Below are 24921 nucleotides of genomic sequence, written 5' to 3' on the forward strand. Positions count from 1 at the left end.
GCCGCCGTTCGTAGGATGGGTGCCGTCAGCGGACCACGCCTTAGCCGAACTTCCGGTCGTAGCGAAGGGCGGCGTCGAGCAGGACCTGGGCGCCGGCGGCGCACTGCTCCAGCGTGGAGCTTTCGGCCTCGTTGTGGCTGATCCCGTCCTTGCACGGCACGAAGATCATCGCGGTCGGCGCCACCCGCGCCACGTAGGCGGCGTCATGCCCGGCGCCGGAGACCATCCTGCGCGAGCCTTGGCCGAAGGCCTCAGCCGCGGCCTCGACCGCCGCCACGCATTCGGCGTCGAAGATCGTCGCGGGCTGGTCCCAGATGCGGACCGGCGCGCCTTCGAGGCCGAGGTCCGACGTGATCTCCGCGACCGCCGCGATGAGGTCGGCCTCCATGGCCGCGACCTTGGCGTCGTCGGGCGAGCGGAAGTCGACGGTGAGGAAGACCTCGCCGGGGGAGACGTTGCGGGAGTTCGGCTTGACCTCCATCAGGCCGACGGTGCCGACGCAGTCCGGCCGCGCCCGGCCGATGCGATCGACCGCCGCCACCACGCGCGAGGCGCCGACCAGCGCGTCGCGGCGGAGCCGCATCGGCGTCGCGCCGGAATGGGCGTCTTGGCCGATGAGCGTGATCTCGTACCAGCGGATGCCCTGCACGGCCTCGACCACGCCGACCATCTTGTCCTCGTCCTGCAGGATCGGCCCTTGCTCGATGTGGAGCTCGAAGAAGGCGGAGAACGTCCGCGCCCCGCAGGGCTCGTCGCCGCGGTAGCCGATGCGTTCGAGCTCGGCTCCGAAGGTCGCGCCCTCGCGGTCGGTCTGGGCGAGCGCCGTCTCCTTCGCGATCGCGCCGGCGAACACGCCCGATGCGAGCATGGCTGGGGCGAAGCGCGAGCCTTCCTCGTTGGTCCAGTTTACCAACTCCAGCGGCGCATTGGTCTCGTAGCCGGCGTCGTGAAGAGTGCGGAGGACCTCGAGCCCCGCCAGAACGCCCAGCACGCCGTCGAACTTGCCGCCGGTCGGCTGGGTGTCGAGGTGGGAGCCGAAGGCGATCGGCGCGAGGTCGTCGCGACGGCCCGGCCGGCGGGCGAACATGTTGCCCATGTCGTCCACCGTCACCGCGCAGCCGAGCGCCTCGCAGGCCGCGCGGAACCAGTCGCGCACCTGACGGTCTTCGTCGGACAGCGTCAGCCGCCGCACGCCGCCCTTGGGCGTGCCGCCGAAGGCCGCGGTCTCGTGGATTGCGTCCCAGAGCCGCCGGCCGTCGACGGCAAGGTTGTGAGTGGTGGGCGTCGCCATGGGATGCCTCCGGAGGATCAGTAGCCGAGCAGGGCGGCGACGATGCCGACCGGCGAAGGGGAGAGCCCCCGGCCGACCGCGATCGCCTCCCAGACGAACAGCACGAGCGCCGTCGCTCCGAACGCCACGCCGAAGCGCCGGAAGGCGTCGCCCACGCGGGTCGCGGCCTCGGCGCGCGCCAGCATGACGATGGCGGCGGCGAGCGCGGCGGCCACGAGCACGACGACGATCGCGTAGCGCAGGTTCGCTGCGCCGCGGATCTGCGGGCTGTGGCCGAGGCCGACCACAGACAGCGCGATCAGGCTGATGAAACCGAGGCCCCATCCGAAGAAGGCGGCGCGGCTCAGGGGGCGGTCGTCGGAGGGGCGAGGGGTGGGGGATCTGTCGGGAAGCGTCATCTCAGTCGAGCGTGCGCAGCACGTCGGCGAGCGTGCCGACCAGTTCGTCGATCTGCGCTTCCGAAATGATCAGCGGCGGCGACATCGCGATGATGTCGCCGGTGGTGCGGATCATGATCCCTTTCTCGTAGGCCTTCAGGAAGGCGGAGAAGGCGCGCTTGGTCGGCTGCCCCGGGATCGGCTCGAGCTCGACCGCCCCGACGAGGCCGATGTTGCGGATGTCGACGACGTGGGGAAGGCCCTTCAGCGCATGCAGCTCGTCGGCGAACCGCGCGCCGGTCTCGCTCGCCCGCGTCAGCAGGCCTTCCTCGGCGTAGGTGTCGAGGGTGGCGAGCCCCGCCGCGCAGGCGAGCGGATGCGCCGAGTAGGTGTAGCCGTGGAACAGCTCGATGACGTGCTCCGGACCGTTCATGAAGGCTTCGTAGATCGCCGAGGACACGAACACCGCGCCCATCGGCACCACGCCGTTGGTGATGCCCTTGGCGGTCACCATGATGTCCGGCGTCACGCCGAACCAGTCGGCGGCAAAAGGCGCGCCGAGTCGGCCGAAGCCAGTGATGACCTCGTCGAAGATCAGCAGCAGGCCGTGCTTGTCGCAGAGCGCGCGCAGCCGTTCGAGATAGCCCTTGGGCGGCAGCACCACGCCGGTCGAGCCCGCGACCGGTTCGACGATCACGGCCGCGATGGTGGAGGCGTCGTGCAGCGCCACGAGCCGCTCGAGGTCGTCGGCGAGCTCCGCGCCGTGTTCCGGGATCCCGCGCGAGTAGGCGTTTCGCTCGCGGTCGTAGGTGTGGCGCAGATGGTCGGTGCCAGGCAGGCCGGGACCGAAGGCCTTTCGATTCGTGACGATGCCGCCGACCGAGATGCCGCCGAAGCCGACGCCGTGATAGCCGCGCTCGCGGCCGATCAGCCGGAAGCGGCCGCCTTCGCCCCGCACCTTCTGGTAGGCGAGCGCGATCTTCAGCGCGGTGTCGACCGACTCCGAGCCTGAGTTGGTGAAGAACACATGGTCGAGGCCCTTCGGGGCGAGCGCGGTCAGGCGGCTCGCGAACTCGAAGGCCTTGGGGTGGCCCATCTGAAAGGCGGGCGCGTAGTCGAGCTCCGCCACCTGCCGCTGCACCGCCTCGACGATCTTCGGCCGCGCGTGGCCGGCGTTGACGCACCAGAGCCCCGCGGTGCCGTCGAGAACCTGCCGGCCGTCGGAGGTGGTGTAGTGCATGTCCTTGGCGCCCACGAGCAGGCGCGGCGCGTCCTTGAACTGCCGGTTGGCGGTGAACGGCATCCAGAAGGCGTCGAGATTGTTGGTCGCCGCGGGGGCGAATGCGGCGGCGGAACTCGGGGACATGACGGCTGATCCGGTCTCGAAGACAAGCGAAGGCGGCGGCAGGGTGGGCCGCCCGCGCCCGCCGGGTCAAGGCGGGGGATGGCATGGCTCCCGCGCTGGCGTCCCGCCGTTTCGCATCCCGATCGCGTGATCGCGGCGCACGGAGCGGAGCCCCGCGTCGTAAGAGGACAGCGCGGGTGTCCATGGCGCCGCCGCTCGCGCTGGATTATGGTTGTTGTCAGGAGATCGCATGCGCACGTCGTTCATCGCCCTCGCGGCGCTCGCCGCGGTTGGAGCCGGCGCTTACGCCGGACTGAACGATCTGTTGCCGTCTCCCGTCCAAAGCGCTTTCGACAAGGTCGCCGTCGCTGCGGGCCGTTCCGGCTCAAGCGCCGCGGCGAAGCCCGCTCAAGCCCCGGCGACCGGCGTCGCCGTGGAGGCCGTCGCGGCGAAGCCTCAGACGGTCTCGTCGCGCTTCGCTTCCGTGGGCTCTTTAGTGTCCGAGGAGTCGGTGCAACTCGCGGCCGAACAACCCGGGCGGCTCGTGTCGATTAACTTCAAGGACGGCGACCGGGTGGCGGCGAACGCGCCGGTGCTCAAGTTCGACGACACGCTGCTGATGGCGGAGCTGCAGGACCTCGAAGCGAGGCTCGCGCTCGCCGAGGCCAACTACAAGCGCGCCCAGTCGCTCTCGAAATCGGGCTACGCCACCGACACCGCCCGCGACCAGGCGATCGCCGACCGGGCGATCGCAAAGGCCGCGGTGGAGCTCGTAAAGGTGCGGCTCGGCAAGACCGAGATCCGCGCGCCGTTCGACGGCGTCGTCGGCTTCCGACTCGCTTCGGTCGGGGCCTATGTCCAGGCCGGCCAGCCGATCGTCAATCTCGAGAGCATCGACACCCTGAAGGTCGATTTCCGCGTGCCTGAGACCCGCCTCGGCGACGTCAAGGTCGGTCTCGGCGTCTCGGTGTCGGTCGACGCCTATCCCGGCCGGACCTTCGAGGGGAAGATCTACGCGATCGATCCGCTGGTCGACGTCAACGGCCGGGCTTTGAAGGTTCGCGCCCGCCTCGACAACGCGGACCGTCTGCTGCGGCCCGGCCTGTTCGCCCGCGTCGACGTGACGGCGGACGAGACCCAATCGGTGGTGGTGATCCCGGAAAGCGCCCTGGTGCCGCGCGGCTCCGAGAATCTCGTCTACCGGGTGAAGGACGGCAAGGCGGTCGAGACGACCGTGAAGCTCGGCGAACGGCGGGTCGGCGAGGTCGAGATCGTCGACGGGGTCTCGGGCGACGAGATGGTCGTGGTCGCCGGCCAGCAGCGCTTGAAGGACGGCGCTGCGGTGCGGGTCGTCGATCCCGCCCGGCAGGCCGCCGCGGCGCCCGCCAAAGCCGCCCGCTGACGCGGGGCGCGCCGCCATGAAGATCGCCGAAATCTGCATCCGCCGTCCCGTCTTCGCGACGGTGCTCAGTCTCGTCATCCTGCTGGTCGGCTTCGTGTCCTACCAACGGCTGGCGGTGCGCGAATATCCCAACGTCGACGAGCCGACGGTCTCGGTCACGACCGCCTATCCCGGCGCTGCCGCGCGGATCATCGAGAGCCAGGTCACTCAGGTGCTGGAGGATTCGATCTCCGGCATCGAGGGCATAGACGTCATCGAGAGCCAGAGCCGGCAGGAGTCGAGCCGCATCACCGTGCGGTTCAACCTCAACGTGAACCCGGACGTCGCGGCGAGCGACGTGCGCGACCGGGTGGCGCGTGTGCGTCAGAACCTGCCCGACGAGATCGACGAGCCGGTCATCGCCAAGGTCGAGGCCGACGCTCAGCCGGTGATGTATCTGGCGTTCCGGTCCGACCGGATGAACCAGCTGGACCTGACCGACTACGTCAATCGCTACGTGCTCGACCGTTTCAAGATCCTGCCCGGCGTCGCCGACATCCAGATTTTCGGCGAGCGTAAGTATGCAATGCGGATCTATGTCGACCGCAACCGTCTCGCGGCCTACGCGCTCACCGTCCAGGACGTCGAGACCGGGCTCGCCCAGCAGAACGTCGAGATCCCCTCCGGTCGGATCGAAAGCGCCGACCGGGAGTTCTCGGTGCTGTCGCGCACCGGCCTGCAGACGCCCGAGGAATTCGGGAACATCGTCGTCAAGGTGGCGGACGGCGCCCAGGTGCGCCTCCGCGACGTCGCAAAGGTCGAGCTCGGAGCGGCCGACGAGCGCAAGCAGTCGCGCTACGATTCCGGCCCCGCGGTCGCGATCGGCGTCATCAAGCAGGCGACGGCGAACCCGCTCGAGGTGTCGCAGGGCGTCCGCAAGGCGATGCCCGAGATCCAGGGGACGCTGCCCGAAGGCGTCACGGTGCTGCTGAACTACGATCAGGCGGTCTTCATCGACAAGTCGATCGAGGCGGTGTGGCACACGATCGTCGAGGCGATCGTGCTCGTGGTTCTGGTGATCTTCTTCTTCCTGCGCACCGTGCGCGCCTCGCTGATCCCGGTGGTGACGATCCCGGTCTCGCTGGTCGCGACCTTCGCGATGATGCTGGCGCTGGGCTTCACTGTGAACACGCTGACGCTGCTCGCGCTGGTGCTCGCGATCGGCCTCGTGGTCGACGACGCCATCGTGGTGCTGGAGAACATCTATCGCCACGTCGAGGAGGGCATGAAGCCCGTCGACGCGGCGATCAAGGGCTCGCGCGAGATCGGCTTCGCCGTCATCGCGATGACGGTGACGCTCGCCGCCGTCTATGCGCCGGTGGCGTTCTCGCCTGGCCGGACGGGGCGGCTGTTCACCGAGTTCGCGCTGACGCTCGCCGGCGCCGTCATCGTCTCGGGGTTCGTCGCGCTGACGCTGACGCCGATGATGTGCTCGCGCATGCTGAAGCACGACCCGAACCCCGGCCGCGTCTTCATGGCGATGGAGCGCGGCTTCCGGGCCACCGAGCGCGGCTACAAGCGCCTCGTCGGCGCGGCGCTCAAGGCGCGCGTGCTGGTCGTGCTGCTGGCGCTCGGCGTCGCCGGCGGGGCGGGCCTGCTGTTCACGAGCCTCACCTCGGAGCTTTCGCCGGTCGAGGACCGCGGCATCCTGCAGATCCGCGGCCAGGCGCCCGAAGGCTCCACCATCGCCTACAGCACCCGCTACACCGAGCAGTTGGAGGCGATCCTGCGCGCCACGCCGGAGGTCGACGGCTACCTCACCATCATCGGCCAGCCGCTGATCGCCAACGTGCTCGGCCGCGCGCCGCTGAAGGACTGGAGCGAGCGCGACCGTTCGCAGCAGCAGATCATGGCGGAGCTGTCGAAGAAGCTGCGCGACATCCCCGGCCTCGCGCTGTTCACCACCAATCCGCCGGCGCTCGGCCAGCGCGGCGGCGCGCGTCCCGTGCAGTTCGTGCTGCAGACCTCGGGCGCCTACGAGGACCTGGACCGCACCGCCAAGGCCTTCGTCGCGAAGATCTCCGAGAACCCCAACCTGACGAACATCGAGAGCGATCTGGAGCTGAACGCGCCCGAGCTCAGGGTGGAGCTCGACCGCGCCAAGATCGCCGATCTCGGACTGGACGTCGCGATGGTGGGCCGAACCCTCGAGACCATGCTGGGCTCCCGGCAGGTCACCCGGTTCGAGCGCGACGGCGAACAGTACGACGTCATCGTGCAGCTCGCGAACGCCGACCGCGCGACGCCGGAGACCTTGTCGACGATCTACGTCCGCACGCCGGACCGGGGCGGGCAGGGCGCGCAGATGATCCAGCTGTCGAACCTTGTGAAGGTGGCGGACTCCGTCGCCCCGCGCGAGCTGCGCCGCTTCAACCAGCTGCGCTCGGCGACCATCGAGATGAACCTCGCCGACGGCTACACCATGGGCGAGGCGCTGGCCTATCTCGAGCGGATCGCCGCCGAGACGCTGCCGGAGACCGTGCAGACCGACGTCAACGGCCAGAGCCGCGAGTATCTCGCCTCCAACCAGAGCCTGGGGCTGATCTTCGGCCTCGCGATCCTGTTCATCTACCTCGTGCTCGCGGCGCAGTTCGAGAGCTTCGTCGACCCATTCATCATCCTGCTGACCGTGCCGCTCTCCATGACCGGCGCGCTCGGGGCGTTGTGGCTGACCGGCGGCACGCTCAACGTCTACTCGCAGATCGGCCTCGTCACGCTGATCGGCCTGATCACCAAGCACGGCATCCTGATCGTGGAGTTCGCGAACCAGCTGCAGGAGCAGGGCAAGGACCGCCGCGAGGCGGTGGTGGAGGCGGCGGCGCTGCGCCTCAGGCCCATCCTGATGACCACGGGCGCGATGGTGCTGGGCGCCGTGCCGCTGGCGCTGGCGACAGGGGCCGGCGCCGAAAGCCGCGCGCAGATCGGCTGGGTGATCGTCGGCGGCATGACCTTCGGCACGCTGCTGACGCTGTTCGTGGTGCCGGCGGTCTACAGCTTCCTAGGGCGGAGAGCCAACGCTTCCGAGGCCGGCGTTGCGCCGGCGCTGCCCGCGGCGGCCCCCCGCTGAGTAGGGCGGCCACGCTTGCGGGCATGGACGGGGAGGGCTACAGGCTCGGCCCGAAACCTCGCCCGTCGAGGAGTTTGGCCCGCCGAAGAGCTTGAAGGACAGCATGTCCGTCACCGCGCCGCAGACCGATCCCGATCGGATCAGCGACCTCTCGCGTCGCGAGACCCGCATCGACGAGCCGTTCCGCGCGCGCGTCGGACGTCTGAAACGGTTCGGGCGGGAGTTCCTGCTGCCGCACGCCCGCGATCTCCTTGTCGCGGTGGCCGCTATGGGCGTTTTCGCCGGCACGGTCGTGGCTTTGCCGTGGCTGTTCAAGTCGCTCGTGAACGACATCCTGGTGCGCCGCGACGCCAGCGCGCTCTACGAGATTGTGGGCGTCGTGCTCGTGCTGTTCGGACTACGCGCCGGCGCGGGCTACCTGCAGCAGTACATGCTGTCGCGGGTCTCCAACCACGTCTCAACCTCGCTGCAGAACCGGATCTCGAACCACCTTCTCGGCCTGGACCTCGCGTTCTTCCAGAAGAACAGCGTCGGCCAGATCATCGCCCGCGCCACGGACGACGTGAACGTGCTGAACAACACGTCCACCAACATCGTCGTCACGCTCGGGCGCGACCTGGTCACCTTTCTGGGCCTCGTGATCTACGTGCTGTGGGCGAGCCCGCAGTGGTTCCTGCTGGCGCTCGCCGGCGGCCCGCTGATCGCCATCCCGGCGGTCATCGCCAACCGCAAGCTCCGCGCCCTGATGCGGCATGGGCAGCAGCTCGGCGGCGAGATCCTGCAGGCCTTCGAGGAGGCGCTCCACGGCATCCGGGGCGTCAAGGCCGAGAACCACGAGGACGTGGAGCGGAAGCGCTTGCGCGACGTCATCGTCGGGCGTCGCAAGATCGGGCTCAAGGTGGCGCGCACCCGGGCGGCGCTGTCGCCGATCGTCGACGTCGTCACCGCCCTCGCCCTCGTCGGCGTGTTGCTGGTGGGCGGCTCCCAGGTCATCGACGGCTCCAGCGACGCCGGCGAGCTGATGGCCTTCGTGAGCGCCCTGATGCTGCTCTACGAACCGCTCCGCCGCCTGCTGCAGGTCAACGCCCAGCTCCAGATCTGCGGCGTGTCGATCGCCCGCATCTACGAGATCCTCGACCGCCGGCCACGGATCGTGGACGCGGGCGGCGCCGTCGCGCTCGCCGACCCCTCAGGGGCGATCGCCTTCGACGGCGTGAGGTTCGGTTACGATCCCGCGGCGAAGCCGGTGCTCGACGGCTTCTCCGTGACGATCCCGGCGGGCGCCTCCATCGCCTTCGTCGGCCCCTCCGGCTCCGGCAAGACGACGGTGCTCAACCTCGTCGCGCGGCTCTACGAGCCCTCGGACGGCCGCGTCACGATCGGGGGGCAGGACATCGCGGGCGTCACGCTCGCCTCGCTGCGCGAGTCGATCGCCCTCGTCAGCCAGGACGTTCTACTGTTCGACGCCAGCGTGCGCGCCAACATCGCCTACGGACGCCCCGACGCGACCGACGCGGAGGTCGAGGCGGCGGCGCGCGCGGCCATGGCCCACGAGTTCATCGAGCGGCTGGACGGCGGCTACGGGTTTCGCGTCGGCCCGCGCGGCGCCCGGCTTTCCGGCGGCCAGCGCCAGCGCGTGGCGATCGCCCGGGCGCTGCTGAGGAACGCGCCGATCCTGTTGCTGGACGAGGCGACCTCCGCGCTCGACGGCGCGATCGAGGCGCAGGTGCAAGCCAACATCTTCGCCGCGCGAAAGAACCGAACCACGTTGATCATCGCCCACCGGCTGGCGACGGTGGTCGCCGCCGACCTCATCTGCGTCGTCCGCGACGGCCGCGTGATCGAGCAGGGCGACCACCGGACGCTCCTAGGGGGCGGCGGCGAGTACGCTGAGTCGCACCGCCTTCAACGGGGCTGAGTCGGCGCGCGTCGGGCCAGACGACGGCGCTTCCCAGGCCCGGCCTTACCCCGCGCCGCAGGGCCTCGAAGCGTGTCGCAAGCCCATTCGCATCCCAGTTTCGTGTTCTTCCAGCCACAGCGTGTGGCAAAGGCCCGGCGGCGACGCGTCACGATCGTGATCGCGCTTGCATGCCACCGGCCCGTGAATATGGTCGGAATGCGACGTCGGGGGGGCGCCCCGGCCGCATTTATGGATCGTCCGCAGCGGGCGATCGCTTCCGGGGCGACCGGCGAAGAGGCCAGAACGGTTTCGACGCTTACGGGCCTTCCAGATCTGGGGTTGGAGGAACGACATGAAACTGGTCAAGAGCCTGGTGCTTGGCTCTGCCGCCGCCTTCGTCGGCGTGACGGGCGCTTCGGCGGCCGACCTGCCGCTCGCTGAGCCGGTCGAATACGTGAAGGTTTGCGACGCCTACGGCGCCGGCTTCTTCTACATTCCGGGCACCGAGACGTGCCTTCTCATCGGCGGCTACGCCCGCGCCGAGTACTCGGTCGGCGAGGTCACCAAGACCCTCGGCGGCGTGCGGGGCGCCAATGCCAGCGGGTTCCGGGCCCGTGCGCGTCTTTGGTTCGACGCTCGCACCGAGACTGAATACGGCACTGTCCGCACCTACATTCGCGCGCAGTTCCAGCGCGATTCTGGCGGCGTGAGCGGCGGCGTCGGCGCGGTGTCGTCCACGAGCACGACCTCGGACGACTCGATCTTCGACAAGGCCTTCGTGCAGTTCGCGGGCCTGACCGCGGGTCTTACGGATTCGTTCTGGGACTTTAAGCCCTACCCGACCTTCACGAACCCGTTCGTGTCCGACCGCACGCTCGCCCTCATCGGCTACACCTACGACTTCGGCGGCGGCTTCTCGGCCAGCGCTGCGATCGAAGACGGCACGGGTCGTCGCGCCACATCCATCTCCAACGGCTTCGCCGCCCGCGATTTCGACTACCAGGAACAGACCTATCCTGATTTCGTCGGCAATATCCGCGTGCAGCAGGGCTGGGGTGAGGCGCAGCTTTCCGGCTTTGCGCATCAGATCAACGCGCAGGCTGTGAACGACAGCGAGTGGGGCTACGGCGCTCAGATTGGCGCAAAGGTCAACTTGCCGTTCCTCGCCAAGGGCGATTACCTCTGGGGTTCGGCGGCTTACGCCGAGGGCGCGCTGTCTTACATCGGCCTCGGAACCTCTGGCGACGCCGGTTTCTCGAGCGGCGCGACCCAGAACATCACGTCCGCTAACACCTTGGTGGATTTCGTCGTCGGAGCTGATGGCGACATCAAGAAGACGCAGGCGTACGCCTTCAACCTTGGCCTTCTGCACTACTGGTCGCCGAAGTGGCGCTCGGCTCTGCAGGGCACCTACGCCGACGTCGACGTGGCGTCTTCCGGTCAGGACTCCCGCTTCTACGCTGTGACCGGCAACGTGATCTGGACCCCGGTGAAGAAGCTCGACATCGGCGCCGAGCTTAACTACGTCAAGGTTGACAAGAAGTCGGCCAGCTACAACCTTCGCGACGACGACGCCTTCATCGGTCGTCTCCGCATCCAGCGCGACTTCTGATCCTCCTACCGGATCTCGAAAACGCTACGACGACCCCGCTTCGGCGGGGTCGTTTCGTTTGTGAGGGTGCCTTCGCTGAACCCAGAGATGGAGGAGGGCGGCTCGGCCGGCAGACGCCATCGGATCTCACCTTCGCCAGCCCGGCGTTCGACGCGACGCCGGACGCTGCCGAACTGCGCTCCGTCCCGCGTGGCTCGGCCGTTTGCTGTTAGCTCAAGACCGGTCGGGCGCCTCGCGGCGGGACTTTTCGATCGCGCCACGATGGCTGGCGATGATCGGGGACACGGGAGACTAAGCGCGTTTGGACGATGCGTGGTGGCTGACCGAGTTTGAGGGCGGTCGCGCGCGCCGCGTCACGGCCCGTTCCGCGAAACGCAGATGTTCAGCCGGCTAGAGACCGTTCATGAGATTTCTCGCTCGAGCCGAGAAACGCCGTGATGGCCGCGAGCGTCGCAGGGTCCCCGAGTTGCGGCGCGTGCCCTTGGCCGGGCACGTCGAGGACCACGAGATCCGGCCTTCGCGCCTGCATCGCCAGCAGCGTCTCCCTGCTCAGGATGTCGGACGTCTCGCCGCGGATCGCCATCAGCGGGGCGCCCGCCAGGCCGTCGAACAGCGGCCACAGGGTCGGCAGCGGCTTTTCGAGGTCGAGGGAGTCGAGAGACTGGGTCAGCGCCGGGTCCGTCAGCGGGGCGAGGCCGCCCTCCGCTGTCTCGCGCCATGTCCGCCGCGCCATGCGGCGAAATTCATCGGGGCCAAGCGCGGGGAAGCGCGCCCCAAACAGGTCGACCACGGCCGTCTCCGCTTCGTCCCAGGTTGTGGGCGCGGTCGTCGCGGCGAGGTAGCCGCGGATCCTCAGCAGGCCTTGCAGCTCGATCACAGGGCCGACGTCGTTGAGGACGACCGCGCGTCCGAAGCCGGGACGCAGCGCCCCGAGGGCCATAGCCTGCAGACCGCCGCGGGAGGTTCCGATCAGCGCGGCGTGGGCGAGGCCGAGCGCGTCGGCCACGGCGAGCACGTCGCCCGCCTCGACCCGCACGTCGTAGCGGGCTGGTTTCGGGTCCCGATCCGAGAGGCCGCGGCCGCGCGCCGAGATCGCCACGACGTAGCGGTCGCCCCCGGCCGGAGAGGCGAGATGGTCGGCCAGTTCGGTGAAATCCTCGAGGCCGCGGGCCAGACCGGGCAGGCACACGACGGACAGGCCGCGCGGCTCGGGGGGCGACCAGGCGCGGACATGGAGCCGCAGGCCGTGCGTCGTCGCGATCCGGCGATCGACGACCTCGGTCGTCATCGCGGGGCGTTCGTCACTGCGCTCCGCCCGCCGCCATGTCGCGCTCAATCAGAAGCGCGGTGCGGCCGTTGAGGCGCGTGCGGTAGACCTGCGTGTTCTCCATCACCCGCTGCACGTAGTTGCGGGTCTCGGTGAAGGGGATCCGCTCCACCCAGTCCACCGCGTCGACGTCGGCCTTGCGGGGGTCGCCGTAGCGCTGGACCCACTCCATCACTCGGCTCGCGCCGGCGTTGTAGGCGGCGAACACCATGACGTAGGAGCCGCGGAAGTCGCGGTTCAGTTCGCCGAGATGGGCGGCGCCGATCTGGGCGTTGAAGGCGGCGTCGGTCGTCAAGCGCCGGGCGTCGAAGGGCAGGCCGGCGTTCTTCGCCGTCTTCGCCGCGGTGGAGGGGAGCAGCTGCAGCAGGCCGCGGGCGTTGGCGTGGCTCACCGCCTTCGGGTTGAACGAGCTCTCCTGCCGGGCGATCGCATGCACCACCGGGGGCTCGATCGAGGGGCCCACAGGGCGGAAGCTCGGCACGCCGCCCGTGGGATAGGCGAGGGCGTCCATGGGATAGCCGTTGTTGATGCCGGCCTTGCCGACCACCAGCGTGGTGCGGGGGTCCTTGTAGCGCTGGGTCATTTCGCCGAGCAGGGTCAGTTCGCCGGGGCTGCGCAGATCGGCGGCCAGGCCCGCGGCCATCGGCAGCGCGAGCTCCGGTTCGCCCGCGCGGTAGAGCAGATCGATCGCGCGCACGGCGACGCGCGAGCCGAAGGTGGCCCGGTCGGTAGAGGTCGGGCTCGGCAGACCGCGGATCGGCAGGTTCTGAAGGCCGATCCGGGCGCGCGCGATCTGGCCGTAGTAGCTGGTGACGTGGCGGGCGGCCTTCTCGTAAGCGGCGCGGGCGCCGCCCTGGTCGCCCGCGGCCTCGAGCGCCCGTCCCTGCCAGTAGAAGGCGCGCGACAGCGTCCCGGGGATGGTCGCCTCCGCCTGCACGCGGGCGAAGTGGCGGTAGGCCGTCTTGGGATCGATCAGCGCGCGCAGCGCGATGAAGCCGGCCAGCATGTCGGTCTCGACGCGCTCGCTGTCGCTGGAGGCTTCCGCGCGACGGATCACCTCGTAGGCCGTGCGCGCGTCGCCGACGTCGAGCAGGTCCCGGGCGACGACGCGGCGCTCCACCGACCAGGCGTCGGGGTCGACGAGGGCGGCCGCGCTGGTCGGGGCTTTGGCGAGCGCTGCGGCCGCCTCGCGTGGGCGATCGGCGCGGCGGTTGAACTTGGCGACGGCGAAGAGATAGCCGGGGTCGGACCGGCCGGCGCTCGGCACGGCGGCAAGCGCCGCCGCGGCGTCGGGCCGCTTCCGGATGACCGCCGCGCGGGCCTTGGCCACGGCCGCGTAGGGGCCGCCGACGCGGGCCGCGGCGCGGAGGCCCGCATCCACGTTGTCGTTGAGGAACTGCTGCTCGGCGCGGGCGCGGTGGTCGGACACGCTGAAGAACGAGCCAAAGCTGGACAGCGCCTGACCTTCGAGCGCGCCGTCGAGATCGTCGCGCCGCCACGCCTCGCGGGCGAGCGCCGCCCCGGCGTCGCGCTGGCCGGCGGCGACCAGCGCGCGGGCGAGCGCGAGGCGCCCCTCGGGGCGCTCCGGCTTGCCGTTGGCGGCGAAGAAACCGCGCACCGTCGGCGCGGCGACATTTTCGAGCCAGAGCGCCTCTTCCGCCCGCCGGCGCACCATGCTGGCCTGCGGCCAGTCGCGGTGGGCGCGCAGGAAGGCTTCGATGCGGGGATAGCCGATCTGGCGGGACGAGAACCGGATCGACAGCCAATCGAGCAGCGCGATCGCGCCGGGATCCCGCAGCGAGCCGCGAACGCTCATGGCTCCGCCGAGGTCGCCTTTCTGGAACGCGGCGATCGCCGACTTGATTGCGGCGACGTCGCCCGCCTGCACGCTTGATGTCGGGGCGGAGCGGCTGGCGGAGGGAATGGCGCCGGTGGTCGGCGGGTCGTAGGCGACGAGGAACTCGCCCTGGATCTGTCCTGTGGAGGCCGCGGCCTCGTCCCCGCTGCCGACTTCGGCCAGCGCGGGCAGGGCGGCGAACAGGCTGACAGCGGCTGCGCCGCGAAGGAGGGCTCTCAACGCAAACATGGCTCTCGACTTCGGGTGTTCCGCGAGCGGCGGTCGCCGGCGGTCAGGTCTAACTCGCTTCAATTTCGCCGGATTAGGCTTTACGAAGACCTAACTTTGGCGCCGCTGGTGTGGCGAAGACGCGTCCCCGGCGCACGATCGCGCGAGCGAGCACTTTGCGCGGAGCCCCGTCGCTTGTATCAAGAGCGCCCGAATGCGAGGCGCGTCCCGCCTCCCGCCCGCCTTACGCGGGCTTTCCGCCTTGAGCCGTGAAAGCCGTCCCGCATGACTTCGACCCCGATTTTCCGCGGCTCCATGCCGGCCCTCGTCACTCCGATGACGGACGACGGCGGCCTCGACGAAGGCGCGTTCCGCGCTCTGGTGGACTGGCAGATCGCCGAAGGCACCCACGGCCTCGTCCCGGTGGGCACCACCGGCGAGAGCCCGACTCTGACCCACGACGAGCACAACAAGGTCGTCGAGTGGTGCGTGCAGGAGGCCCGCGGCCGGGTTCCCGTGATCGCCGGCGCCGGCTCGAACTCGACCGCGGAGGCCGTCGCTCTCGCGCGCCACGCCGAGAAGGCCGGCGCTGACGGCGTGCTGGTCGTGACCCCCTATTACAACAAGCCGACGCAGGAGGGGCTGTACGCCCACTTCAAGGCGGTGGCGGAAGCGACCGGCCTGCCGCTGATCATCTACAACATCCCGGGCCGCTCGGTGGTCGACATGTCGGTCGAGACCATGGCGCGTCTCTACGAGATCAAGCAGGTCGTCGGGGTGAAGGACGCCACCGCCAACCTCGCGCGCGTCACCCAGCAGCGCGAGAAGCTCGGGCCGGACTTCATCCAGCTCTCGGGCGAGGACGTGACGGCGCTCGGCTTCATGGCGCACGGCGGCCACGGCTGCATCTCGGTGGTGGCGAACGTCGCGCCGGCGCAGTGCGCCGCGCTGCAGGAAGCCTGCATCAAGGGCGATTACGTCACCGCGCTCGCCTATCAGGACCGCCTCGGCCCGCTCCACAGCGGCCTGTTCTGCGAGACGAGCCCCGGCCCGGTGAAGGTGGGCCTGGCCATGCTCGGCCGCTGCTCGGAGGCCATGCGCCTGCCGATGGTCCCGGTCGCCGACAAGTCCCGCGCGATCGTGCGCGCCGCGATGGCCCATGCGGGCCTTATCGCGGGGAACGCGTGACCCCACATCCCCGCTCATGAACGCCAAGGCCCCCAATCCCCGCTACAAGATCGCCGCCGAGAACCGGAAGGCTCGCCACAACTATGAGATCGGCGAGGTCTTCGAGGCCGGCATCGCGCTCGCCGGCACCGAGGTGAAGTCGCTGCGCCTGGGCAAGGCGACGATCGCGGAAGCCTACGCCGCCGAGTACGGCGGCGAGCTGTTCCTCTACAACTCCTACATTCCGGAGTACCTGCAGGCGAACCGTTTCAACCACGAGACGCGCCGCCCGCGGAAGCTGCTGCTGCACAAGAAGCAGATCGACAAGCTCGCCGGCGCCGTGACGCGCGAGGGACTTACCGTCGTTCCGCTCAAGATCTACTTCAACGAGCAGGGCCGGGCGAAGGTCGAGATCGCGCTCGCCCGCGGCAAGAAGCTCCACGACAAGCGCGAGGCCGACCGCGAGCGGAGCTGGAATCGCGACAAGGCCCGCATCATGCGGGCGCGGGGGTGAGCTCCGCGGCGGAACGCTGGGCGTTCCGCGCGGTCGTGGCGGTCGCCGGCCTCGTGCCGGTGGGCGGCGGCCTCTACGGGATCCTCGCCGGCGCCGCGGCCTTCGACGGCGCGCCGGGCGCCGCGCTCGACAGCCACGTCCGCTACCTCTCCGGGTTGCTGCTCGCGATCGGCGTCGCCTTCTGGACGACGCTCGGCCGGCCGGAGCGCTACGGACCGCGCTATCGCCTGCTGACCGCGATCGTGGTCGCCGGCGGCCTCGCGCGCCTCTACGGCGCCGTCCTCGACGGACCGCCGCCCGCGCCGATGCTGTTCGGGCTGGCGATGGAGCTCGTCGTCACGCCGGCGGTGTGCTGGTGGCAGGCGCGGATCGCTCGCTTGAGGCCTGGACTTAGCGCGCCGGACGCTCCCGGGTGAGGTAGTAGACGGCGCCGCCGAGCAGCAGGCCGCCGATGGGCATGATGCTCATGACGATCAGATAGTCGATGTTCGTCATGGTCTTAAACTCCGCAAAGACCGTCGCGCCACAAAATGTAGGCTTGCGCTCGCGAGCAGCAAGCGAGGCCCGCGAGCGCGATCGTCACGATCGTAGGGCGGCCGGACTCAAGCGATACCGCGTAGGTCAGGCTCGGCGCGACGCCGCCCACGATGAAGACGCCGATCGCGACCCCGTTCAGATAGGTGGCGTGAGCTTCGCGCGCTCGTTGCGAACCAGCTTCTGCTCATCCTCGGGCGTCGCCATGCTTCAGCCCCTTCGCAGCGCCGCCTCGTCCACGAACGCCCGCACCCGCGCGAACACCGCCTCGAACATCGCGGTCGTGAGCACGCCCGTGTTCGTGTTGTAGCGGGAGCAGTGGTAGCTGTTGAAGAGCGTCACGCGGCCGAGCCCATGCTCCGCGCCATGCCGGAAGGGGGCCGCGGCCAACCGGACGCCGAGCGCGCGGAGCGTGCTGTCGTGGGCGATCCGCCCCAGCGCGACCACCGCGCCGCCGTCCGCCACCGCCGCCAGTTCGCCGGAGAGATACGGCCGGCAGGTCGTGATTTCAGGGCCCGTCGGCTTGTTCTCCGGCGGCACGCAGCGGACCGCGTTCGTGATCCGCGCGTCGGAGAGCGTCAGTCCGTCGTCCGGCCGCTCGTCGTAGACGCCCTCGGCGAAGCCGAACTTCAGCAGGGTCGCGTAGAGCAGGTCGCCGGCCCAGTCGCCGGTGAACGGGCGCCCGGTGCGGTTCGCGCCCTGGAGGCCGGGGGCGAGGCCCACGATCAGCAGGCGCGGGCGCTCGGGCCCGAAGGACGGCACCGGCGCGTTATGCCACTCCGGCCGGCGCGCGCGCTGTTCCTCGCGGAACGCCACGAGGCGCGGGCAGGCCGGGCAGTCGCGCGGCGGCTCGAGGACGGCCGTCACGGGCGGCGAGCCTTACGGCTCGGGGGTGGTGTCGATCGGCGTATGACGGCGGGCCTCTCGGGCGGCGCGTTCGCCGGGGTCGCGGCCGATCTTGGCGCCGAGGTCGTTGAGGTCGAGGAAGTGGTCGGCGCGGCGGCGCAGGTCGTCGGCGATCATCGCCGGCTGGGTGGTCACGGTCGAGACCACGGTCACCCGCACGCCCCGGCGCTGCATGGCCGCGACCAGCGGGGTGAAGTCGCCGTCGCCGGAGAACAGCACCATGTGGTCGATGTGCTCGGCCATCTCGAGCGCGTCGATCGCGAGCTCAATGTCGAGGTTGCCCTTCACCTTGCGCCGGCCCTGGCTGTCGGTGAACTCCTTGGTCGGCTTGGTGACCACAGTGTAGCCGTTGTAGTCGAGCCAATCGATCAACGGGCGGATGGTCGAGACCTCGAGGTCTTCCGCCATCGCGGTGTAGTAGTAGGCGCGAATCAGGTAGCCGCGGCCCTGGAACTCGCGCAGCAGACGACGGAAATCGATGTCGAAGCCGACGCCGCGCGCCGTCGCGTAGAGGTTGGCGCCGTCGATGAACAGGCCGAGACGCTCGTCGGAATAAAACATTGTCAGACAATCTTTCCAAAAAGGGGCGTGCGAAGCCCGCGCCGGGAAACGTTCCGGGTTCGCGGGGGCATCGACGCAGCGCGGGGGATGCTGCGGAGCAAAACGCTCTACGTTATGGTCCTTGCCACAGGAACGGGCTCACGGTAAAGACCGCGGTCAATCCAGAAGCACAGTCATCAAGAGGAGCGGACGCCCCATGGCCCGCGTCACCGTCGAGGATTGCATCGACAAGGTCGAGAACCGGTTCGAGCTCGTTCTGCTCGCCGGCCATCGCGCCCGTCTGATTTCGTCCGGCTCGCAGATCACGATCGATCGCGACAACGACAAGAACCCGGTCGTCGCGCTGCGCGAGATCGCGGAGGAGACCGTCGCTCCGGTCGACCTCAAGGAAGATCTGATCCACTCGCTGCAGAAGTACGTCGAGGTCGACGAGCCCGAGGCCGAGACCGTGCCGGCGCTGACCAGCGCGGCCGGCGGCTCCGAGGACGACGGCAACGTCTCGTTCGACCGCATGACCGAGGAAGACCTGCTGCGTGGCCTTGAGGGTCTGGTTCCCCCGGCGGAGACCGACGACGAGGAGTGAACCGGCCCGCGCCTGCTGCCCACTGTCGATTTTGCGCCGCAGCGTCCCCCGGACCTGCGGCGCTTTCGCGTTTTGAGCCATCCGAAACTTGTGCGCGGCGCGTAACCCGCCGATATCTCACGTCGTCGGCGCGGCTTAGCGTCTTATCAGTCCTGGCGTACGCTCCATGATGCGGCAATACGAGCTCGTCGAGCGCGTAAAGGCCTACAATCCCAACGCGAACGAGGCGATTCTCAACCGCGCCTACGTCTACGCGATGAAGGCGCACGGCTTGCAGAAGCGCGCGTCGGGCGATCCCTATTTTTCGCATCCGCTCGAAGTGGCGGCGATCCTCACCGATCTCCGGCTGGACGACGCGACCATCGTCGCGGCGCTGCTGCACGACACGATCGAGGACACCGACGCCACGCGCGACGAGATCGACGCGCTGTTCGGCAAGCAGATCGGCGCGCTCGTCGAGGGGCTGACCAAGCTCAAGAAGCTCGACCTCGTCACCAAGGAGGCCGCCCAGGCCGAAAACCTGCGCCGGCTGCTGCTCGCGATCGCCGCCGACGTGCGCGTCCTGCTGGTGAAGCTCGCCGACCGGCTGCACAACATGCGGACGCTGCACTTCGTGCCGCCCTCGAAGCGCGCGCGCGTCGCGCAGGAGACGCTCGACCTTTACGCGCCGCTCGCCGGCCGCATGGGCATGCAGGGCATCCGCGACGAGCTCGACGACATCTGCTTCCGCACCCTGTTCCCGGAGGCCTACGAGACCATCGTGGGGCGGCTCACCCGGCTGCGGGAGCGCAACGTCGACGCCATCGCGGACATCCAGAGCGGCTTCGAGGAGCGGTTCGCCGCGGCCAAGATCCCGGCGGCGATCACCGGCCGTGCGAAGAAGCCCTATTCGATCTGGCGCAAGATGGAGCGCAAGTCGGTCGCGTTCGAGCAGTTGTCCGACATCTTCGGCTTCCGCATCCTCGTCGCCGACGTGCCGACCTGCTACCGCGCGCTCGGCGTCGTGCACTCCGGCTGGCCGACCGTGCCCGGCCGCTTCAAGGACTACATCTCGACGCCCAAGGAGAACGACTACCGGTCGATCCACACGACGGTCGTCGGACCCGGCCACCAGCGCGTCGAGCTCCAGATCCGCACCGAGGCGATGCAACGCTTCGCCGAATACGGCATCGCGGCGCACGCGCTCTACAAGGACGGGCTCGGCGGCAACAACGACGCGCTCGCTCGCGAAAGCCGCGCCTACGGCTGGCTGCGGCGCACCGTCGAGCTGCTGGCGGAGGGCGACAATCCGGAGGAGTTCCTCGAGCACACCAAGCTCGAGCTCTTCAACGACCAGGTGTTCTGCTTCACCCCGAAAGGCCGCCTCATCGCGCTGCCGCGGGGCGCGACGCCGATCGACTTCGCCTATGCGGTCCACACCAACGTCGGAAACGGCTGCGTCGGCGCCAAGATCAACGGCCATGTCGAGCCGCTGGTGACCGAGCTCAAGAACGGCGACGAGGTGGAGATCATCCGCTCCGACGCCCAGGCCCCGCCCGCGGCCTGGGAGTCGGTCGTCGTCACCGGCAAGGCGCGGTCGGCGATCCGCCGGGCGACGCGGGCTGCGGTGCGCGCGCAATACGCCGGCCTCGGCCGCCAGATCGTCACCCGCGCCTTCGAGCGCGCCGGCAAGACCTTCGCCGACGAGAAGCTGAAGGCGTTCCTCCATCGTCTGGCGCGCGCCTCGGTGGACGACGTGCTGGCGGCGGTCGGGCGCGGCGAGATGGCGTCGCTCGACGTGGTGCGCGCGGTGCATCCCGAGGTGAAGGACGACCGGCCGCCTCCGACCTCGCTCGGCATGCCGGCGCCCGCGAACGGCTGGTTCGGGCTGGAGCAGGCCGGCGCGCTGCGGTTCAAGGCGCCGGGCGTCGAGTCGGCCGACGCGCCGCAGCCCTCGATCCCGATCCGCGGCCTGCGCGGCGACCTGCCGGTGCGCTTCGCGCCGGACGGCGGCGCAGTGCCCGGAGACCGCATCGTCGGCATCCTGGATCCAGGACAGGGCATCACGATCTACCCGATCCAGTCGCCCGCGCTGAAAGACTTCGACGACCATCCCGAGCGCTGGCTGGACGTCCGCTGGGACGTCGACCTCTCGCGCCGCGAGCGGTTCCCGGTGCGGATCAAGGTGACCTCGATCAACGAACCCGGCTCGTTCGCGCGGATCGCGACCGTGATCGGCGCCTATGAGGCGAACATCGACGACGTGCGGATGATCTCGCGCTCGCCGGACTTCCACGACATCCTGATGGACCTCGGGGTGTTCGACGTGAAGCATCTCGGCGCAATCATCGCGGACCTCCGCGAAGCGCCGTCGGTCAGCAACGTCGAGCGCGTGAACGGCTGAGCGGCTCGCGAACGAAGAAGAAGACTGTCATGGCGGAAACGATCAGGCTCGGCGTCAACATCGATCATGTCGCGACGGTGCGGAACGCGCGCGGGGGCGCGCACCCCGATCCCGTGCGCTTCGCCAAGCTCGCGGTCGAGGCCGGCGCCGACGGGATCACCGCCCACCTGCGCGAAGATCGCCGCCACATCCGCGACGCCGACATGGACGCGATCCGCGCCGAGATCGCGGCGCCGCTGAATTTCGAGATGGCCGCCACGCCGGAGATGCTGGCGATCGCGCTGAGGGTGAAGCCGAACGCCGCCTGTCTCGTGCCGGAGAAGCGCGAGGAGCGCACCACCGAAGGCGGGCTGGACGTCATCGGCCAGAAGGCGACCGTCGCCCCCGTGGTGAAGGAGCTGACGGCTGCGGGCGTCCGCGTCTCGCTGTTCGTGGAGCCGGACGAGGGCGCGCTGGAGCAGGCGGCGCTGATGGGCGCCGCGATCGTCGAGCTGCACACCGGCTCGTGGTGCGACGCGCTCGCCGCCGGAGAGACCGAGCGCGCGATCCGCGAGTTCGAGCGGCTGCGGGCCGGCGCGACGCTGGCCGCGAGTCTCGGGCTCGAGGTGCATGCGGGCCATGGGCTGGACTACGCCAGCGCCGAGCGCATCGCGGAGCTGCCCGAGATCGCCGAGCTCAACATCGGCCATTTCCTGATCGGCGAGGCGATCGCGGTCGGGCTGGGCGAAACGATCCGGGAGATGAAGGCCGCCATCGCGCGGGGCCAGGGGCGGAGGTCCGCGTGATCCTCGGAATCGGCGCCGACCTCTGCGACATCCGGCGGATCGAGCGCACGATCGAGCGCTTCGGCGAGCGGTTCCTCGCCCGCGTCTTCACCGACGAGGAGCGCGCCCGGGCGGAGGCCGGCAGGACGCCGGCCGCCACCTACGCCAAGCGCTTCGCGGCCAAGGAGGCCTGCGCAAAGGCGCTCGGCGGCGGCATCGGCGACGGCGCTGCCTGGCGCGACATGGGCGTCGAGAACCTCGACGGCGGCCGCCCCACGCTCGTCCTCACGGGGCAGGCGAGGGCGACGCTCGCGCGGCTGACGCCGGCCGGCTGCGAGCCGGTGATCCACCTGACCCTGACCGACGAACACCCCATGGCCCAGGCCTTCGTCGTCATCAGCGCGATCCCCCGTCCGGGCGCATGCCCGTCCGTCCCGGAGGCTTGATTGCCACCGGCCGCGCCGGGGGCTATCACCACCGCCGTCGCGGCCGTCGTGGGCCTGCGACTCTTCACGGAAAAGCGATGAGCGTGACGACCGACAAGAAGCAGAACGCCGAGGGCGGGTTCCTCGAGATCCTGAAGATCTGCGCGCAGGCGCTCCTCATCGCGATCGTCATCCGCACGCTGGCCTTCCAGCCGTTCAACATTCCGTCGGGCTCGATGGAGAAGACGCTGCTCGTCGGCGACTACCTCTTCGTGTCGAAATACGCCTACGGCTACAGCCGCTATTCGCTGCCGTTCGGGCCGCCCGTCGGATCGGGCCGCCTCTTCGGCTCGATGCCGCACCGCGGCGACATCGCGGTGTTCAAGCTGCCGACTGACAACTCGACCGATTACATCAAGCGCGTGATCGGCCTGCCCGGCGACCGCGTCCAGATGCTGGACGGCGTGCTGCACATCAACGAGAAGGCGGTGCCCAAGGTCCGGATCGACGATTACGTCGTGACCGCGCCGGACGGGTCGCCGCAGCGCATCCCGCGGTACCGCGAAACGCTCGACAACGGCGTGTCCTACGAGGTTCTCGACATGGTCGAGAACGGCTTCCTGGACAACACGCCGGTCTACACCGTGCCCGAAGGCCGGCTGTTCATGATGGGCGACAACCGCGACAACTCCACCGACAGCCGGGTGCAGTCGGCGGTCGGCTACGTGCCGTTCGAGAACCTGGTCGGCCGCGCCGAGCTGATCTTCTTCTCGGTCGAGCGTGGGGAAGCGGCCTGGGCGTTCTGGCGCTGGCCGTGGAGCGTGCGCTGGACGCGCCTCGGCACGTCGCTGAGATGACGAAGCGCGGCGTCGCGCACGCCGAGGTCGAGGACAACCTCGGTTACGTCTTCAGGGACAAGACGCTGCTGGACCGCGCGCTCACCCACATCAGCGGGGCGCGTTCGTCCGAAGGCCGGCTTGGAAGCTACCAGAGGCTCGAATTCCTCGGCGACCGCGTGCTCGGCCTCGCCGTGTCCGCGATGCTGCTAAGAGGTTTTCCGAAGTCCGACGAGGGCGAGCTGTCGCGCCGGCTGGCCGAGCTGGTGCGGGCCGAAGCCTGCGCGGAGGTGGCCGCGGCGATGCAGCTCGGGCCGCACATCCGGCTCGGCTCGGGCGAAGCGAACTCCGGCGGGCGCAAGAAGAAGGCGATCCTGTCCGACGTGTGCGAAGCTGCGGTCGGCGCCGTGTTTCTCGACGGCGGCTACGAGCCTGCGGCCGCGCTCGTCGAACGCTATTGGGGACCGCGGATGCTGGCGCCGAGCCGGCCGCTGCGCGACCCGAAGACCGGGCTGCAGGAGTGGGCCCAGGGCCGCGGCCTGCCGACGCCGGTCTACCGCGAAATTGGGCGCTCCGGCCCCGACCACAACCCGCATTTCCAGGTTCTGGTCGAAGTCGAGGGGCTTGGCGAAGCCGAAGGCGAGGGGCGCTCCAAGCGCGCCGCCGAACAGGCCGCCGCAGAAGCGCTGCTCGCCCGCGAGGGTCAGGGAACGACGGAGACGACGCATGGCTGAGGACGACCGGGCCAACGAACCGGGATTTGCGGGACCCGGCGCCGAAGGCGCCACCCGCTGCGGCTTCGTGGCCCTCGTCGGCGCGCCGAACGCCGGCAAGTCGACGCTGCTGAACTCGCTCGTGGGCGCCAAGGTCTCGATCGTCAGCCACAAGGTGCAGACCACCCGGGCGCTGATCCGCGGCCTCGTGATCGCGAGCGGGGCGCAGATCGTGTTCGTTGACACGCCCGGCATCTTCGCGCCCAAGCGCCGGCTGGACCGCGCGATGGTGACGACCGCCTGGGGCGGCGCGGGCGACGCCGACGTGATCGCGCTGCTGCTCGACGTCCGCAAGGGCCTCGACGACGACAACAGCGCGATCCTCGCGCGGCTGGCCGACAGCGGCCGCCGCAAGATCCTGATCCTGAACAAGATCGACCTGATCCGCCGCGACGCGCTGCTGGCGCTCGCCCAGGAGGCCGCCGCGCGGGTCTCGTTCGACCGCGTGTTCATGGTCTCCGCGCTGAAGGGCGACGGCGTCCGGGACATGGTCGCCTACCTCGCCGACGAGATGCCGGCCGGTCCCTGGCTCTACCCCGCCGACGACATTTCCGACCTGCCGCTGCGGGCGCTCGCGGCCGAGATCACCCGCGAAAAGCTGTTCCACCGCCTCCACGACGAACTGCCCTACGCCTCGACCGTCGAGACCGAGAAGTGGGAGCAGAAGACGGACGGCTCGGTGCGCGTCGAGCAGACGATCTACGTCGAGCGCGAGAGCCAGAAGCGGATCGTGATCGGCAAGGGCGGCCAGACCGTGAAGCAGATCTCGACCGAGGCCCGCAAGGAGATCTCCGAGATCGCGGAAACCACCGTGCACCTCTTCCTGTTCGTGAAGGTGCGCGAAAACTGGGGCGACGATCCCGAGCGCTACCGCGAGATGGGGCTGGAGTTTCCGAAGAGCTGAGCCGCTCGAGGCGATCGCTCGTGTCCCGGCCTTGAGCCGGGACCATTCCGACTCTGTCGCGCCGTCATGCCCGCGCCTTCGCGCGGGTATCCACGACTTGGTCGTCGAGTTCGACGCTCAAGTCGTGGATACCCGGCTTCGCCGGG

General features: G+C 69.6%; 21 protein-coding genes. 14 read left to right on the forward strand and 7 right to left on the reverse strand.

Annotated features, from left to right (window positions below):
• Nucleotides 1-40 precede the first annotated feature (40 nt).
• Genes K244_RS0104290 through K244_RS0104300 form a run of 3 tightly spaced genes read right to left on the reverse strand, consistent with a single transcriptional unit; the run spans nt 41 to nt 3034 of the window.
• A complete protein-coding gene (locus K244_RS0104290) occupies nt 41-1291 on the reverse strand; it encodes a Zn-dependent hydrolase (protein WP_020185014.1) in 1251 nt (416 codons plus the stop codon).
• 17 nt (nt 1292-1308) lie between these two features.
• The gene (locus K244_RS0104295) at nt 1309-1689 is read right to left on the reverse strand and encodes a hypothetical protein (RefSeq protein ID WP_020185015.1); all 381 of its coding nucleotides are present in this window, start codon (nt 1687-1689) and stop codon (nt 1309-1311) included.
• A 1-nt stretch (nt 1690) separates the two neighbouring features.
• Nucleotides 1691-3034 carry an aspartate aminotransferase family protein gene (locus K244_RS0104300; RefSeq protein WP_020185016.1) on the reverse strand — a complete coding sequence of 448 codons (1344 nt, stop codon included), beginning with the start codon at nt 3032-3034 and terminating at the stop codon, nt 1691-1693.
• Nucleotides 3035-3263: 229 nt separating this feature from the next.
• On the opposite strand from K244_RS0104300, the gene K244_RS0104305 reads away from it, so the two are divergent.
• The 4 genes from K244_RS0104305 to K244_RS0104320 all read left to right on the forward strand — a co-directional run bounded on the left by K244_RS0104305 (nt 3264) and on the right by K244_RS0104320 (nt 11033).
• Nucleotides 3264-4415, forward strand: a complete 1152-nt coding sequence (locus tag K244_RS0104305) for an efflux RND transporter periplasmic adaptor subunit (protein ID WP_020185017.1) — start codon at nt 3264-3266, stop codon at nt 4413-4415.
• Between the two features lie 16 nt (nt 4416-4431).
• A complete protein-coding gene (locus K244_RS0104310) occupies nt 4432-7521 on the forward strand; it encodes an efflux RND transporter permease subunit (protein ID WP_020185018.1) in 3090 nt (1029 codons plus the stop codon).
• 103 nt (nt 7522-7624) lie between these two features.
• Nucleotides 7625-9439 carry an ABC transporter ATP-binding protein gene (locus K244_RS0104315; protein ID WP_020185019.1) on the forward strand — a complete coding sequence of 605 codons (1815 nt, stop codon included), beginning with the start codon at nt 7625-7627 and terminating at the stop codon, nt 9437-9439.
• 334 nt (nt 9440-9773) lie between these two features.
• Nucleotides 9774-11033 (forward strand): porin, encoded by a 1260-nt coding sequence (locus tag K244_RS0104320; RefSeq protein WP_020185020.1) that lies wholly within the window; start codon nt 9774-9776, stop codon nt 11031-11033.
• Between the two features lie 382 nt (nt 11034-11415).
• On the opposite strand, the gene K244_RS0104325 is transcribed toward K244_RS0104320, so the two are convergent.
• Together K244_RS0104325 and K244_RS0104330 are read right to left on the reverse strand one after the other, a co-directional pair.
• The gene (locus K244_RS0104325) at nt 11416-12321 is read right to left on the reverse strand and encodes an alpha/beta hydrolase (protein ID WP_020185021.1); all 906 of its coding nucleotides are present in this window, start codon (nt 12319-12321) and stop codon (nt 11416-11418) included.
• Nucleotides 12322-12334: 13 nt separating this feature from the next.
• A complete protein-coding gene (locus K244_RS0104330; RefSeq protein WP_245259735.1) occupies nt 12335-14437 on the reverse strand; it encodes a lytic transglycosylase domain-containing protein in 2103 nt (700 codons plus the stop codon).
• A 273-nt stretch (nt 14438-14710) separates the two neighbouring features.
• On the opposite strand from K244_RS0104330, the gene dapA reads away from it, so the two are divergent.
• The 3 genes from dapA to K244_RS0104345 are packed head-to-tail and all read left to right on the forward strand — an operon-like array spanning nt 14711 to nt 16522.
• Nucleotides 14711-15613, forward strand: coding sequence for a 4-hydroxy-tetrahydrodipicolinate synthase (gene dapA / locus K244_RS0104335; protein WP_020185023.1), 903 nt, complete (start codon nt 14711-14713; stop codon nt 15611-15613).
• A gap of 16 nt (nt 15614-15629) precedes the next feature.
• Nucleotides 15630-16106 (forward strand): SsrA-binding protein SmpB, encoded by a 477-nt coding sequence (gene smpB / locus K244_RS0104340; RefSeq protein ID WP_020185024.1) that lies wholly within the window; start codon nt 15630-15632, stop codon nt 16104-16106.
• Nucleotides 16103-16522, forward strand: coding sequence for a DUF4345 domain-containing protein (locus K244_RS0104345; protein ID WP_020185025.1), 420 nt, complete (start codon nt 16103-16105; stop codon nt 16520-16522). Before smpB ends, K244_RS0104345 begins: the two co-directional genes overlap by 4 nt.
• Nucleotides 16523-16850: 328 nt before the next feature.
• Here K244_RS0104345 and K244_RS0104355 read toward each other — a convergent pair whose 3' ends face one another.
• Nucleotides 16851-17507, reverse strand: coding sequence for a uracil-DNA glycosylase (locus tag K244_RS0104355; protein WP_020185027.1), 657 nt, complete (start codon nt 17505-17507; stop codon nt 16851-16853).
• Between the two features lie 12 nt (nt 17508-17519).
• A complete protein-coding gene (locus K244_RS0104360; protein WP_020185028.1) occupies nt 17520-18107 on the reverse strand; it encodes an NYN domain-containing protein in 588 nt (195 codons plus the stop codon).
• Nucleotides 18108-18303: 196 nt separating this feature from the next.
• Here K244_RS0104360 and rpoZ point away from each other — a divergent pair, with 196 nt between their 5' ends.
• The 7 genes from rpoZ to era all read left to right on the forward strand — a co-directional run bounded on the left by rpoZ (nt 18304) and on the right by era (nt 24775).
• On the forward strand, nt 18304-18690 hold the full coding sequence (gene rpoZ, locus K244_RS0104365; RefSeq protein WP_020185029.1) for a DNA-directed RNA polymerase subunit omega: 387 nt from the start codon (nt 18304-18306) through the stop codon (nt 18688-18690).
• A 166-nt stretch (nt 18691-18856) separates the two neighbouring features.
• Nucleotides 18857-21073 (forward strand): bifunctional (p)ppGpp synthetase/guanosine-3',5'-bis(diphosphate) 3'-pyrophosphohydrolase, encoded by a 2217-nt coding sequence (locus K244_RS0104370; RefSeq protein WP_020185030.1) that lies wholly within the window; start codon nt 18857-18859, stop codon nt 21071-21073.
• Between the two features lie 29 nt (nt 21074-21102).
• Entirely contained in the window at nt 21103-21858 is a 756-nt protein-coding gene (locus K244_RS0104375) for a pyridoxine 5'-phosphate synthase (RefSeq protein ID WP_020185031.1), read from the forward strand.
• Entirely contained in the window at nt 21855-22283 is a 429-nt protein-coding gene (acpS, locus tag K244_RS0104380) for a holo-ACP synthase (RefSeq protein WP_020185032.1), read from the forward strand. The genes K244_RS0104375 and acpS overlap by 4 nt, the downstream gene beginning before the upstream one ends.
• 77 nt (nt 22284-22360) lie before the next feature.
• The gene (lepB, locus tag K244_RS0104385; RefSeq protein WP_020185033.1) at nt 22361-23119 is read left to right on the forward strand and encodes a signal peptidase I; all 759 of its coding nucleotides are present in this window, start codon (nt 22361-22363) and stop codon (nt 23117-23119) included.
• Complete coding sequence (gene rnc, locus K244_RS0104390) at nt 23116-23832, forward strand: ribonuclease III (protein WP_020185034.1); 717 nt, start codon at nt 23116-23118, stop codon at nt 23830-23832. Before lepB ends, rnc begins: the two co-directional genes overlap by 4 nt.
• Nucleotides 23825-24775, forward strand: coding sequence for a GTPase Era (gene era / locus K244_RS0104395; protein ID WP_020185035.1), 951 nt, complete (start codon nt 23825-23827; stop codon nt 24773-24775). The genes rnc and era overlap by 8 nt, the downstream gene beginning before the upstream one ends.
• Nucleotides 24776-24921 lie beyond the last annotated feature (146 nt).

The organism is Methylopila sp. 73B (assembly GCF_000526315.1).
Taxonomy (GTDB): domain Bacteria; phylum Pseudomonadota; class Alphaproteobacteria; order Rhizobiales; family Methylopilaceae; genus Methylopila.